General features: G+C 67.4%; 10 protein-coding genes. 9 read left to right on the top strand and 1 reads right to left on the bottom strand.

Features of this window, described 5'->3' with window-relative positions; all coding sequences use genetic code 11:
* The first annotated feature begins 8 nt into the window (after positions 1–8).
* From QNM97_RS10980 to QNM97_RS10960, 5 genes are read left to right on the top strand one after another with little or no spacing between them, the layout of a single operon-like run.
* Positions 9–4406: a type I polyketide synthase gene (locus QNM97_RS10980; protein ID WP_283822749.1), complete on the top strand. Its 4398-nt coding sequence runs from the start codon at positions 9–11 to the stop codon at positions 4404–4406.
* On the top strand, positions 4393–5436 hold the full coding sequence (locus tag QNM97_RS10975; protein WP_283822748.1) for an ATP-binding cassette domain-containing protein: 1044 nt from the start codon (positions 4393–4395) through the stop codon (positions 5434–5436). The genes QNM97_RS10980 and QNM97_RS10975 overlap by 14 nt, the downstream gene beginning before the upstream one ends.
* Complete coding sequence (locus QNM97_RS10970) at positions 5433–6275, top strand: ABC transporter permease (RefSeq protein ID WP_283822747.1); 843 nt, start codon at positions 5433–5435, stop codon at positions 6273–6275. The genes QNM97_RS10975 and QNM97_RS10970 overlap by 4 nt, the downstream gene beginning before the upstream one ends.
* 4 nt (positions 6276–6279) lie before the next feature.
* Positions 6280–7128, top strand: coding sequence for an ABC transporter permease (locus QNM97_RS10965; RefSeq protein ID WP_283822746.1), 849 nt, complete (start codon positions 6280–6282; stop codon positions 7126–7128).
* Positions 7129–7173: 45 nt separating this feature from the next.
* The gene (locus QNM97_RS10960; RefSeq protein ID WP_283822745.1) at positions 7174–8445 is read left to right on the top strand and encodes a phthiocerol/phthiodiolone dimycocerosyl transferase family protein; all 1272 of its coding nucleotides are present in this window, start codon (positions 7174–7176) and stop codon (positions 8443–8445) included.
* An 8-nt stretch (positions 8446–8453) separates the two neighbouring features.
* On the opposite strand, the gene QNM97_RS10955 is transcribed toward QNM97_RS10960, so the two are convergent.
* Complete coding sequence (locus QNM97_RS10955; protein ID WP_283822744.1) at positions 8454–9272, bottom strand: class I SAM-dependent methyltransferase; 819 nt, start codon at positions 9270–9272, stop codon at positions 8454–8456.
* An 82-nt stretch (positions 9273–9354) separates the two neighbouring features.
* Here QNM97_RS10955 and QNM97_RS10950 point away from each other — a divergent pair, with 82 nt between their 5' ends.
* The 4 genes from QNM97_RS10950 to QNM97_RS10935 all read left to right on the top strand — a co-directional run bounded on the left by QNM97_RS10950 (position 9355) and on the right by QNM97_RS10935 (position 13527).
* Positions 9355–10047 carry a flavodoxin family protein gene (locus tag QNM97_RS10950; protein WP_283822743.1) on the top strand — a complete coding sequence of 231 codons (693 nt, stop codon included), beginning with the start codon at positions 9355–9357 and terminating at the stop codon, positions 10045–10047.
* Positions 10047–10559: a DUF2505 domain-containing protein gene (locus tag QNM97_RS10945; protein ID WP_283822742.1), complete on the top strand. Its 513-nt coding sequence runs from the start codon at positions 10047–10049 to the stop codon at positions 10557–10559. The genes QNM97_RS10950 and QNM97_RS10945 overlap by 1 nt, the downstream gene beginning before the upstream one ends.
* Positions 10552–11343 carry a nitroreductase family protein gene (locus QNM97_RS10940; protein ID WP_283822741.1) on the top strand — a complete coding sequence of 264 codons (792 nt, stop codon included), beginning with the start codon at positions 10552–10554 and terminating at the stop codon, positions 11341–11343. The genes QNM97_RS10945 and QNM97_RS10940 overlap by 8 nt, the downstream gene beginning before the upstream one ends.
* 426 nt (positions 11344–11769) lie before the next feature.
* Positions 11770–13527 (top strand): hypothetical protein, encoded by a 1758-nt coding sequence (locus QNM97_RS10935; protein WP_283822740.1) that lies wholly within the window; start codon positions 11770–11772, stop codon positions 13525–13527.
* Positions 13528–13529: the final 2 nt, after the last annotated feature.

Raw genomic sequence — 13529 nt, 5'->3', positions numbered from 1 at the left:
AAGCGGGCATGACACAAGCAGGAACTTCAGAAGCGTTCGGGGGCAACGCGATCGCGATCGTCGGCATGGCCGGCCGCTTCCCGGGATCGGCGTCTCTCACCGAGTACTGGCGCAACCTGGAGGCCGGGCGAGAAGGGATCGAGACCCTCGCCGCCGAGGATCTCACCGCGCACGGGGTGAGCGGCAAGACCCTCGACAATCCGGCCTACGTGCGGCGCGCACCGCTGCTGACGGGCATCGAGGAATTCGATGCCGAGTTCTTCGGGTTCACCCCTCGCGCCGCCCGGATGATGGACCCGCAACACCGACTGTTCCTGCAGACCGCGTATCACGCTCTCGAGGACGCCGGACTCGATCCGCACGACATCGAGGCAACCGTCGGTGTATTCGGAACAAGTTCGGCCAGTGGATATCTGCTGCACAACCTGATGTCCCACCTCGATCCCCACCGCATCATCGGCGAGGGTGCGAGCTTCGAGATGATCAACCTCTCGCTGGAGAACGACAAGGACCACCTGGCCACCCGCGTCGCCCACCAGTTCAACCTGCGCGGTCCCGCGCTGGCCGTCCAGACGGCCTGCTCGTCGTCGCTGCTCGCGGTGCATCTGGCCGCCGCGAGCATCCTCAACGGCGAATGCGAGATGGCGTTGGCCGGCGGATCCTCGATCCGGGTGCCCAACCGGGTGGGCTACTGGTACGAGCCCGGGTCGATGGCCTCACCGAGTGGATACTGCCGGCCCTTCGACTCGCGGGCCGACGGCACCCTGTTCGGTTCCGGCGTGGGAATCGTTGTCCTCAAACATCTCGACGACGCACTGGCACAGGGTGATCGCATCCATGCGGTGATCCGCGGGTCGGCGATCAACAACGACGGTGCGACCAAGATGAACTATGCGGCGCCCACCGCGGCCGGACAGGCGGAGGTCATCGCCGAGGCGCACGCCGTCGCCGAGGTCGACGCGGCCACCATCAGCTACGTCGAAACACACGGCACGGCCACACCACTGGGTGATCCGATCGAGGTCGAGGGGCTGCGACAAGCCTTCGAACTCGCCGAGCAGGAGCGTCGCGGGCCGTGCGTCCTGGGATCGGTCAAGGCCAACATCGGTCATCTCGAGACGGCCTCGGGTATCGCGGGTCTCATCAAAACCGTGCTGTGCCTGCAGAATCGGTCGCTTCCGGGCACCTTGCACTACACCCAGCCCAACCCCGAACTGCACCTCGAGCGCACACCGTTCGAGGTCCGTGCACAGACCACCGACTGGAAGAGCGACGGTCCGCGCCGCGCCGGGGTGAGTTCGTTCGGTGTCGGCGGAACCAACGTCCACGTGGTACTCGAGGAAGCACCACCGGCCCCACTGCCTCCGGCGACGCGCGGCCCGGTGATCGTGACACTGTCGGCGCAGCAACCCGATTCGCTCACGCAGGCGCGCACCGCACTCGCCGACGACCTGCAGGCGCGCCCCGACCTCGACGTAGGCGTTCTCGCGCACACCCTGAACCGGCGGCACCGGTACCGACATCGCCTCGTCGCCGTCGTCGACGACGCCGCCCACGCCGTCGAGGTCCTGCGCACCGACGAGCACGACAACGTGATGATCACCGACGAGGTCGCAGGCGCCGACACGGCGACCGATCGCGTCGCGTTCCTCTTTCCCGGCCAAGGCGCGCAACACGTCGGCATGGCGCGAGGTCTGCTGGAAGCCGAGCCGGTCTTCGCCGAACACTTCGCGCAGTGCGTCGCGGCGTTCGACGCCGAGCTCGGAATCGACCTGCGCGCGGAGATCTTCGAGGGCAGTGCACGGTCACTCGAACGCACCGACCGAACCCAACCCGCGTTGTTCGCCGTCGAATACGCACTCGCGCGTCTCGCACAATCACGCGGGGTGCATCCCGCGGTGCTGGCCGGGCACAGCATCGGCGAATACGTCGCAGGCACCCTTGCCGGGGTGTTCGATCTGCCGACCGCGGCATCGGCGGTCGCGATGCGCGCCCGGCTGATGAATGCGGCGCCACGTGGCGTGATGGTCGCCGTGCCGGCCGAACCCGCCGTGGTCACACCGTATCTGGCCGGTGAGGTCGACATCGCCACGATCAACGATCCGGGTGGATGCGTGGTCGCCGGCACCGATACCGCGATCGCCGCGTTCACGGCACGGCTGGCGCAGGCGGGGATCACCGCACGGCGGGTCCGCACCTCCCATGCGTTCCACTCGCGGCTGATGGACGGCGTAGTGGCCGAGTACACGGCCTTCTTGTCGCGAATAACATTGCGCGAGCCGCAGATCCCGCTGTTGTCGAACGTCACCGGCACCGTGATGTCGGCAGCCGAGGCCACCAACCCGGCCACCTGGGCACGGCAGATCCGGGCAACGGTGCGGTTCGCCGACGAGATGGGGACGTTGCTCGAGAGCCCCGCCCGCGTCCTGGTCGAGGTCGGGCCCGGCGGAACGCTATCCGGTGCCGCCGCCCGCCACCCCCGATGGGCCGACGGGCACCGAGCGGTGCGCCTGATGCGTCACCCCGCCCAGAATCGGGACGACCGCACCACCTTCCTGTTGGGCCTCGGTCAACTGTGGTCGGCCGGAGTTCCGGTAGACCTCGACGACGACCGTGATCGACCGCTCGTCACACTTCCCGGATATCCGTTTGCCCGCCAACGTCATTGGGTCGACCACGATCGGTCGGCACGGATGACGCACACGGGTGAGCCCGACGCCGCGGGTGACACCGCCGGGGGGGCCGCGACGACGGGGTCATCGGTGACGGGCGGTCGCACGCCGATGGAGACCACGCTGGGCCGGATCTGGGCGCAGTGTCTCGGAGTGGGGTCGGTCGAGCGCACCGCCAATTTCTTCGAGATCGGCGGGGATTCGCTCATCGCGATCAGCATCGCGATGGGCGCGGCGAACGAGGGGTTGGAGATCACACCGCAGGATCTCTACGAGAACCAGACCGTCGCCACCCTCGCCGCGACGCTGACCCAGCGCTACGCCGCGGGCGGATTGGGCCGCACGGTCACGGCTGATCCGGATCATCTTCCCTTGACGCCCACCATGATCCGGTTCCTGGACTCCGGTGTCACCGACGGCAACCGGTGGCGCGTACCGCTGATCCTGCGTGTCCGCGACGACGTCGACACCGGCCGTATTCGCGACGTCCTCACCGCGGTGGTCAATCGCCACGATGCACTGCGGATACGAATCGTCGAGGAGGACGGCATCCGCGAGGTCCGTGTCGCGGCGCTTGTCGAGGCCGCCGACCTCGCGGTCGCGGCGGTGTCCGGGGCGCAGGAGATCCCCGAGTTCCTCCGCACCCTCACCGGTGACGGAGAGCTCACCCCGTACCTCGCCGCGCATGTGCAGGCCGACGGACAGTCGTATCTCGCGATGAGTGTGCACGGGTTGGTGGCCGACGAGGAAGCCCGCGACATCCTGGTGACCGATCTGTTCACCGCCTTCGGTCAGGTACTCGCCGGCGAGGACATCTCGCTTGCGCCCGTGCCCGTTGCGTGGCGCCAGTGGGCACAGCTGTCCTCCGAGCTGGCCGCCCATCCGGCGGTCCTGGACTCACGCAGGTATTGGCTGACCGGGCGCGGACAGGCCACCCGCAGACCGATCACCGGTGAAGCACTGCGGCCGCACTCCACTGCGCTGCAGCGCATGTCGACCGCATTGACGACCACCCAGACGATCGAGCTCGACGACGCGCGTCGACGACTCACCTTTCCGGTGGATCGCTTCCTGCTCACCGCACTGGGTCGCGCGCTGGCGCAGACCTTCGGCGACGGCGTCATCGACGTCGACCTCGCCGGGCGCGGCCGACGGGTCCTGCGGCCCGACCTCGACCCGCGTCGGACCCTGGGATCCTTCACCGCCCTGTACCCCGTGGCACTCGGCTGCACCGCGCTCAGTGGGGAACCGGCTGCCACGCGGATCGAGGCCGTCCACCGGATCCTGCTGGAGGTACCGCATCACGGCGTCGGCCACGGCGTCCTGCGTCACCTGCACGCGCCGAGCGCGCGTGCTCTCGAGGCCACTGCGGCGCCGGATATCGCGCTGGTCGTCGGCAGCCCCATACCCGATCTGCCGACCGCCGACGACCAACCCGTCTCGATCGATCCGACGATGGCGGAGGCACTTCGGGCATCGGCACCCGGGTTCGGGCACGCACTCGAGATCCGTGCCCAGCGCAGCGGTGGAATCCTGCACGTCGACTGGTGGTACGACCCGGCCCGCATCGGTGCCGACGTCGTGTCCCGGCTCGCCGACGCCTGCATCGCGTCGCTCGCCGATCTCGCGCGCGAGGCCATCGTCGAGGACGAGGCGGATTCCGCCGACGGAGAGCTGGAACTGATCGACCTGACCGCCGACGTCGATCTGGGGGAATCCGGTGCCCTTCACTGACACTCGCGGCCACACCCGCGACACCGACCGTGGCGGTCGGCATCGACGCCCCGATGACTCGCATGCCGCGGTCGTCGTACGGGATCTGCGCAAGAACTTCGGGGACTTCCAGGCGTTGCGCGGTATCAGTTTCACCGTGGGACGCGGCGAGGTCCTCGGCCTCCTCGGCCCCAACGGGGCGGGAAAGACCACCACGGTGGACATCCTGTGCACCTTGAGTTCTCCCGATTCCGGAACCGCGCTGGTCGCCGGACACGACGTCGCGCGGGACCCGGCCGCGGTGCGGCGTTCGATCATGTTGACCGGGCAGCAGGTGGCCCTCGACGACATGCTCACCGGCCGGGAGAACCTCGTGATGTTCGGCCGGCTGCAGGGATGGCGGAAGTCGGCGGCGCGACGCCGGGCTGACGAACTGCTCGAACAGTTCGACCTGCAGTACGCGTCGAACCGGCCGCTGGGAACGTACTCGGGAGGCATGCGTCGACGTATCGACATCGCGTGCGGTCTCGTCGTCCGTCCGGAGGTCGTGTTCCTCGACGAACCGACCACCGGGCTCGATCCGCGAAGCAGGCAGGCGGTGTGGGATCTCGTCGAACGGTTCAAGGCCGACGGCATCGCCACCGTCCTCACCACGCAGTACCTCGAGGAGGCCGACACCCTCGCCGACCGGATCGTCGTCATCAACCGGGGCACGGTGATCGCCGAGGGCACGGCCGATCAGCTCAAGGAACGCACCGGGGCGACCTACTGCGAGATCGTACCCCGCCACACCTCCGCGATCCCGGCGATCGTCGAGGCTCTGACCCCGATGATGCCGCGGTCCCGTCGCGCAACGGTGACCGCGCATCCCGATCGCGTCTCCATGCCCGCACCGCACGGCGCCGACACGATGGTCGAGGTGTTCCGTCGTTTGCACGGCACCGGAATCGAACTCGCCGACGTCGCCCTGCGCCGACCGTCCCTCGACGAGGTGTTCTTCGCCCTCACCGCCGAGACCGCCCGGCCGGACCGGGCCGAGGTGGCGTCATGACCCCGACGTCGTGGTCACCCGAGCGGGTCACCGGCGCCGGCAGTCGGGAGACCCACCCCTCCGGGGTGCAGCAGTGGTGGGTGCTGACCACCCGCAGCATCGTGCCGACGCTGCGCAACGGCGAACTCCTCACCCAGGTCGCGGCGTCGATCATGTTCACGGCGGGCTTCTACATCCCGCTGAAGAACTTCATGGGGCTCTACGCCGCCGAGATGAGCAGCTACGCACAGTATCTGATGCCGCTCATCGCACTTCAGGCGATCAGTTTCGCGGCCATCTCCGGCGCCTTCCGTTCGGCCTCGGATGCAGTCGAGGGGATCAACCGGCGCTTCCGGGCACTGCCGATCTCCCGTGTCACCCCGTTGGCGTCCCGTATGACCGCCAGCATGTACCGCTGCACGGTCGCGCTGGTGATCTCGCTGATCTGCGGACACGTCATCGGATTCCGATTCTACGCCGGGACCGTCTACACCGTCGCGTTCTGCGGACTGGTGCTCGCCATCGGCCTCACCCTGTCGTTCCTGGGGGAGGTGGTGGGCACGGCGTCGCACAATCCCGACGCCACCACTCACTTGATGATGTTGCCGCAGTTGATCTTCGGGCTTCTCTCGGTCGGGGTTCAGCCGGCGTCGGCGTTTCCGCACTGGATCCAGGGCTTCGTGCGCAATCAACCCATCTCACAGTTCGTCTACGCGTTGCGGGCACTGGCCGGTGACCGGGTGCCCGGCGCGGCCGGCGCCATCACCTGGCAGACCATCGGGCCGTCGCTGGCATGGATCGCGGCGCTCGTGGTTGTTCTGATGCCCGTCTACGCGGTGCTGGCACGGCGGAAGGGCTGAACCGATGACGCCACTCACCGGCGAGATGACCTCCGCTCCCGCACAATCGATTCCGGCCGCGCCGCGCAGGCCCGCGGAATGGTCGCCACGCGCTCTGCTCTCGCACACCGTGACGCTCACCGCGCGCACCATGCGTCGTTGGCTGCGTGATCCGGCGAGCACCTCGGAGACCATCCTGGTTCCGGTGGCGTTCCTGGTCGCACTGAACATCGTGCTCGGCGACGGCATCACCCGGGTCACCGGCATCGACGCGCTGTACGGCAGCGTGCCCCTGGTGGCAATGGTCGCCGCGACCCAGGGCGCCACGGTCGGCGGGTTGTCGCTGATGCACGAGCGTGACAGCGGGCTGCTGGCGCGGCTGTGGGTGTTGCCCATCAACCGCGCGGCGGGGGTGATCTCGCGATTGCTCGCCGAGACCATCCGCATGGTCGTGGCCACCCTCGCGCTGTTGATCGCGGGCTACGCCATGGGATTCCGATTCCACGAGGGTGTGGCCGCCGCGATCGGCTGGGTGTTCGTGCCGTGTCTGTTCGGGCTCGCGTTCGCCGTCGGTGTCGCCACACTCGCGTTGTACTCGGCCAAGACGATCGTCGTCGAGGCGACGGCTCTCGTGTCCGGGGTGTTCATGTTCTTCAGCACCGGATTCGTGCCACTGCACCAGTATCCCGAGTGGATCCAGCCCGCGGTGTCGCACCAACCACTCAGCTACACCGTCGACACCATGAAGGGCCTGTCGGTGGGCGGTCCGGTCGCCGCTCCGCTGACGGGACTGCTCGTGTGGTCGGTGAGCATCATCGTGGTCTGCGCGATCCCTCTGGCCATCGGCTACCGAAAGGCCAGCATGCACAGCTGATCCGGACCAGCCCGCACCGACCGTCATCGATCACCAGGAGGACCCGTGAGCGCCTCAGCAGTCATCCGCCACCTCGCCAAGAGCGAGGAGATGTTCGCCGAGACACACAATTTCGTCGGACTCGGCGCCCACCTCGACGGCCCCGTCGACACCGACGCGCTCGCCGAGGCCTTCGACACGCTGCTCGAGGTGCATCCCGTCCTGGGCGGCCATCTCGAACGCGACGCCGATCAACGCTGGCAGATCGTGGTCGACGACCTGATGCACCCGGGAATCATGGTGGTGGACAACCGTGACGGCAGCGCCGAGATCGTACCGCCGCATTTCGACCAGACCGAGACGCTGGTACACCTGCGCGTGGTGGTGCTCGACGGCGGAGCCCAGCCGACCCTGTACGTCCACCACAGCCTCGCCGACGGACATCACCAGTTCGCCCTGATCGAGGAATTGTTCTCCTACTACACCGATCTGGTGATCACCGGAGACCTGCGGCCCGGACCCGTGGAGCCGGCGCCGGACCCACTCGAGAGCGTGCTGGCCCAGCGCGGTATCACCAAGCTCCACCGATCCGGTCTGGAACGCTTCATGCCCGCGTTGTTCGCCTACGAGTTGCCGCCGTCGCGGCGTACCACGTCGAACGCGCGGCCCTCGGCTCCCCAGCAGGTACCGATGGCATGGTGTGGGCTCGACGAACACCAGACCCGCGCGATCGTCGACTATGCGCGCAGCAACGGCGTGGGACTCAACGGCGTACTGGCGGCGGTCATCCTGATCGCCGAATGGCAGGTTCGGGGACGCAGACGCATCCCCGTGCCCTACATCTATCCGGTCGATCTGCGCTATGTGCTCAGCCCACCGGTGACCGCGACGGCCGCGACCAACCCCGTCGGGGTGGGCACCTTCCTGGCCGACATCGATCACGGCACCGATGCTCTCGATCTCGCCACCCGGATCGCCGAGGCGTATCGCGCCGATCTCGCCGAGGGTGTCATTGCCCAGTCCCTGCTGCATTTCACGCCGAGCTACGAAGGCAATCCGCCCGGCCTGCCCGACGTCGTCATGATGACCGACAACGGCGTGGTGCCACCGATGCGCACCCCACCGGGTGTGCGACTGACCGCGGTGCACGGCGAACTGCACTTCCAGGTCGGTGGCGGCATCGAGATGTACACGAGCAAGATCTTCGACGGCCGCCTGATGGTCGAATATCACACGCACGGACCGGATCCGCAGCGATCGATCGACGCCATCGCGGCGTTGCTCGCCGAGATCGCGGCGTCAGCCGATCCCGCCATCGGAGCGGGGGCGCTCCGATGACGCGGCACTCAGAACGCGTATCGGTGGTACTGCAATGCCTTTCGGCCCGCAGGGATCGCCCGGGACAGCACCCCGGCCCCGGCGAACGGGCCGCTCACCCGGGCGAAGGTCTCCGCAGAGAAGAGGTTGGCCGAGTCCACGACACGCAGGGCCGGGATCTCATCGACGATGTCGTTGGGGGAGTTGACCGCCCAGTGCAGTCGCGAACCGGATCGCCGGTTGAGCATGTGTACCCGCTGGGTGGCGATCGCCAGCCAGTTGTAGAAGTCGATCTGGATCTCGCCGGCCGGGAAACGCTCGACCACCCCGGAGAGCAGGGCGAGCCCCTCGTCGCGGGTCAGGTACATGCTGATGCCTTCGGCCAGGAACAGCACCGGCCGATCGACGGGAATGGCGTCGAGCCACGACGGATCGGTTGCCGAGGTCGCCATCAATCGATAGTTCGCCCGACTGGGATACACCTTCTCGCGCAGCGCGATCACCTCCGGGAAGTCCGCGTCGATCCACTCGATGCCGGGGCCAGGGTCGAGGCGGAACACACGCGAATCCAGTCCGCACCCGATATGCACGACGGTCGCCTGGTCGTGTGCCGCAAGGAACTCGCGTGCCCAGAGGTCGTACTGTGCGGTGCGCACGGTCACGATCGGCGCCCATCGCGCCGTCACACCCAGTTCGCTCCAGTCGACGTCGAGTCGTTCCACCGCCTGCGGCGCGAAGCGATCTCCGAGCACCGGGCGCGCCAGACCCGCATCGAGCGACTTCAGATACAGAGTGGTGAGCATGGTCTTGGCCGCGCCATGCAGGTCAACGGCAACCTTGGTCGTCATAGACCTCACTCTAGTACCGAATACGCCTGTGCACCAACACTATTGAGCGATCCCCTGGGCGAGATGACAAGGGAGGCCGGAGATGACGCACGCTGATCCCGACGCGGTCGGCGGGCCGCAGCCCCGGGTTCTGTTGCTGTATTACAGCTACACGGGGCAGACCCGGAGCATGCTGACGGCCGCCGGGGATGTCTTCGCCGCGCACGGCTATGCGGTCGACGAGGCAGCGATCGAGTTCACCGACGACCGGTACGCGCGCCGATTCTCGCGGTTTCCGATGGCCCGCGTGTGGCCTGACATGCTCAGTGTCCTGGCGGCCCAGGTGCGTAAGAAGACCGGATCGATCCGGGTGCCGGATTTCGTGACCGAGCGCCGCTACGACCTGGTCTGCATCGGATCGCCGACCTGGTGGAGCGCACCGGCGATGCCGATTCGCTCGTTCCTGACCTCACCCGCGGCCCGGCAGGTGCTGGCGGGCAGCGCCTTTGCCGTCGTCGTCGTCTGCCGCGACAGCTGGCGGGGGAATCTGAAAGAGGTCCGCGCACGGGGCCGCTGGCAGGGCGGGCGTTACCTCGGCGCCCTCGTCACGACCTATCCGGGCGGTCAGCTGCGCTCGATGCTCTCGCTGACCAGCTATCTCGGCTCCGGGGAGTACCGGAAAAGCTATCTGGGGGTACCGATCCCGATGACCAACATCGGACCCGACGACCTGATCCGGGCACGCGACTTCGCCGAGAACCTCTGCGATCAATTCACCAGCGCGGGAACTGCCTGATGCCGCGCACGTTCGAGGTTGCCGTCACCTCTCCGCACAGCACCCGACAGGTCTTCGACGCATTCGCCGCGGCCGCGTACTGGCACGACCGCTATGCCGCCTTCGAGTCGTCGACGACGCTCGACGAACTCGACCGGACATCGACGCCCGACGGTGAGTCGGTACGGCTGGTCATGACCGAAGACCTTCGCGCGGATCGCCTCCCGTCCTTGATCGCACGGGTCTATCCCGGTGAGCTCAAGGTGCGCACGACCGAGCACTGGCAGGTCAGCGCCGACGACCGTGTGCACGGCACGATCGAGATCGCTGTGCTCGGGGCGCCCGGTTCCGGGCTCGGGCGTGCGCGTATCGAACCCGCATCCGGCGGGTCGCACATGGTCGTCGACGGCACCGTCGAGGTACGCCTTCCGCTGGTCGGAGGGCGCGTCGAGAGTGCCATCGGCGCCGAATTCCGGCGCCACATACCCGATGTCGGCCGGTTCACCACCGAATGGATCGACAACCATGACTGAGATCGCCTCGCCATCACCCTCGCCATCGACACCGCCGCCGACGCCGACACGCGAACCCGCGCCGATACCGACCGTCGATGAGGCCTTGCAGCGGCTGCAGATGCCGCTGCAGGAAGCGATGATGACCCAGCGCGCGATCCGGCGGGTCCGTCCCGATCCGGTCGACGACGAGATCGTCCTTGCCTGCATCGAACTCGCGCAGCATGCGCCGACCGGCAACAACGGCCAGCAGTGGGAGTTCATCGTCGTCAAGGACCGCGCGGTGAAGGAGAAGCTGGCACGCCGGTACCGGCAGGCGTGGAATCTGTACTCACGCTTCGCACTCCGCTATCTCGTACGTTCCGACGATGCCACGCGGCGCACGGTCAAGGCCGTTCGGTGGCAGGTCGACCACTTCGCCGAGATCCCCGTGCTGGTGGTTGCCTGCCTGCGCCTCGGTGTGCGTGAGGGGCGCCTCACCGGTGTGCGGATGCCGCATCCGGCCGAATCCGGGTATTGGGGATCGATTTATCCCAGCGTGCAGAACCTACTACTGGCCGCTCGGGCGATGGGTCTCGGCGCGTCGCTGACCACGATGCCGTTGTGGAACCTCACCTCGGTGCGCCGAACCCTCGAGCTGCCGGTCAACGTCACCCCGGTGTGCATCGTGCCCCTGGGCTGGCCGCAGGGTCGATACGGCCCATCGGCGCGCAGACCCGTCGGCGAGGTCACCCATCTCGATAGTTACGGAGGCCGAATCTGGCTCGGGCGACTCGAGGAGGAAGCGCACCATGACGACCCGTGACCACGCCGGTGCCCAGCCCTTACCCCGCTGGTCGAGCCGGGCAACGGATTTCGGGAGAGCCACCCGGCTCTTCTCCCGCTGGTCGAGGTGCGAGCCGCGTGCGGCGAGCCTCGAGACCACCCGCGCCGACGCTGGTTCCGCAATCCCAGCAACGGAATTCGGACGAGCCACCCAGCCTTTACCCCGCTGGTCGAGGTGCGAGCCGCGTGCGGCGAGCCTCGAGACCACCTGCGCCGACGCTGGTTCCGCCACCCCCGCGGTGATGACGACACTCATCGACGCACCAGGTCTCGAGGCCCTCGCCCCAGCGGGCTCGGATACCTCGACCACCGAAGAAAACGCGCGGCCCAATCAACGCATCGAATTGTCCAACCGCGATCCACACGCGGCAACGGGAGGGAACACACAGTGACGAGGAAAACAGCGATGACGACGACAGCGGTGACGAAGACAGCGAGACAGCGCTCACCGCACCGGGGTTCACGATCGGTGGTCGCCGCCATGGCCGGCGCGGGAGTGGCCGCGGCGATCGGCGCGCAGGTGGCCGCGCCCGGCGCGCAGGCGCACGCCGAGGCCTCCATCGCCAACATCCCGGCGAACATCTACCAGACCCTGGCCAACATTCCCGCCGTGCAGTATCAGGCACTGCAGCAGACCACCAAGGCGTTCAACGACTCCGGTAACTGGTGGGTGTACATCCCCACCAATGTGGTCGGCTTCGATCAGCAGGACTACGAGAAGGTCAAGGCGATCAGCCTGCTGCTGATGCCGGTGCCATTGGTCGCGAATGCGCAGTCCGACCAACTCTGGATGACGCTGGCCTCGTTCGCCCCGATGACGCCCAACTGCACCGGTGTCCCGGGGCCGTGCAGCGATCCGCTCTACTTCCTCCAGTACGGACAGGTTCCGGCCTGGAAACTGGTGACGGGCTACACCTTCCCAGAGATCAGCAACACGATCGATCCCAACGACGCGACCTACACCACCGCCGACGGAACGGTGGTGAACATCCAGCCCATCTGGTCGGGTGAGACGGTCCACCTCGATCTGCTCGGCCCACTCAAGGCAGTATGGGAAACGCTCACCCAGGACCCGACCGGCGTGCAGCAAGGGCCGACCACCGCACAGTGGGCCAGCGCCTACGGCGACTTCGCCGAAGCGGTGTGGAACGGGCTCAATCCGTTTGTGCCGGGCACGTTCTGCCTACCGTGCCAACTGTTCGGCGCGCAGGGCGCACCCGGGTCGTTGCCGAAGTTCGGGCTGTTCGGCAAGTACTACACGGCCTTCGACCTCGGCCAGCAACTGACCGACGGCAACTGGGTGGAAAACCCCGCACCCGGTTACGACGATCCGGATCGCCCCGACTACGTCCAGGTCACCAACCTGTGGACCGCGCAGGCATGGCAACAGATCTATGCCGACGCCGTCACCTCGGTGGATCAGTCACTCGCGATGATTCCGCAACTGCCCACCCTGATCCCGCAGAACCTCGAGGCCTTCGGCACACAGGTCGATGCATTCGCGAAACTGTTGGCCGCCAACGTGGTCACCAACATCAACGGGCTCGGCCAGGCAGCCGGGATGACCGGCACCTCGGCCGAGCAGCTGGCCACGATGATCCGTGAATCGATCCTGAACGCCGTCCCCAGCTTCGCCACCGCCAACACCGGTACCGCCACGCCTGCTCTCGCAGCGACATCGCCGACGACGGCAGTCAAGAGTTCGGTCACGCTGACCTCGGAGCAGGCACTGCGCGGTACGTCGGCGTCGACAGCCCCGAGTGCCGCGCCTGCCACGAGTTCCCCGTCCACAACCGGCACAACCACCCCCGTGTCGACTCCCACGGCAACGACCTCCACACCTTCGATCCCGTCGACAACCACGAGCTCCGGTGCGCCGAGCTCCTCGGGTTCCGATTCCGGTTCGAGCACAGCAAGTTCGAGCACAGCAAGTTCGAGCACAGCAAGTTCGAGCACAGCAAGTTCGGGCACGACAGAGTCCGGGACCGGCGGCTCCGACACGGCAGGCTCGTCGACCGCGGAATCGACGTCGTCGAACACATCCCCGTCAACCGCCGGCCCAACAACCGGGTCCCCGTCCAGCACGTCCTCATCCAGCGGATCGTCGTCGAGCACCGGCTCGGCGCCATCCCCGTATGTCGGCAAGCATCGTGCCGCCGACTAGCC

It is taken from the genome of Gordonia sp. L191 (assembly GCF_030077625.1).
Classification (GTDB): domain Bacteria; phylum Actinomycetota; class Actinomycetes; order Mycobacteriales; family Mycobacteriaceae; genus Gordonia; species Gordonia polyisoprenivorans_A.
The sequence above is the reverse complement of the archived record's forward strand: the minus strand, read 5'-3'. Positions and strand labels throughout refer to the sequence as shown.

What these genes read in the sequence shown, in the direction of transcription:
- QNM97_RS10980 (WP_283822749.1), top strand. Translation starts at nt 9, where the DNA reads ATGACACAAGCAGGAACTTCAGAAGCGTTCGGGGGCAACGCGATCGCG.
- QNM97_RS10955 (WP_283822744.1), bottom strand. Translation starts at nt 9,272, where the DNA reads ATGACGACCAAGGTTGCCGTTGACCTGCATGGCGCGGCCAAGACCATG.
- QNM97_RS10970 (WP_283822747.1), top strand. Translation starts at nt 5,433, where the DNA reads ATGACCCCGACGTCGTGGTCACCCGAGCGGGTCACCGGCGCCGGCAGT.
- QNM97_RS10950 (WP_283822743.1), top strand. Translation starts at nt 9,355, where the DNA reads ATGACGCACGCTGATCCCGACGCGGTCGGCGGGCCGCAGCCCCGGGTT.
- QNM97_RS10965 (WP_283822746.1), top strand. Translation starts at nt 6,280, where the DNA reads ATGACGCCACTCACCGGCGAGATGACCTCCGCTCCCGCACAATCGATT.
- QNM97_RS10935 (WP_283822740.1), top strand. Translation starts at nt 11,770, where the DNA reads ATGACGACGACAGCGGTGACGAAGACAGCGAGACAGCGCTCACCGCAC.
- QNM97_RS10940 (WP_283822741.1), top strand. Translation starts at nt 10,552, where the DNA reads ATGACTGAGATCGCCTCGCCATCACCCTCGCCATCGACACCGCCGCCG.
- QNM97_RS10945 (WP_283822742.1), top strand. Translation starts at nt 10,047, where the DNA reads ATGCCGCGCACGTTCGAGGTTGCCGTCACCTCTCCGCACAGCACCCGA.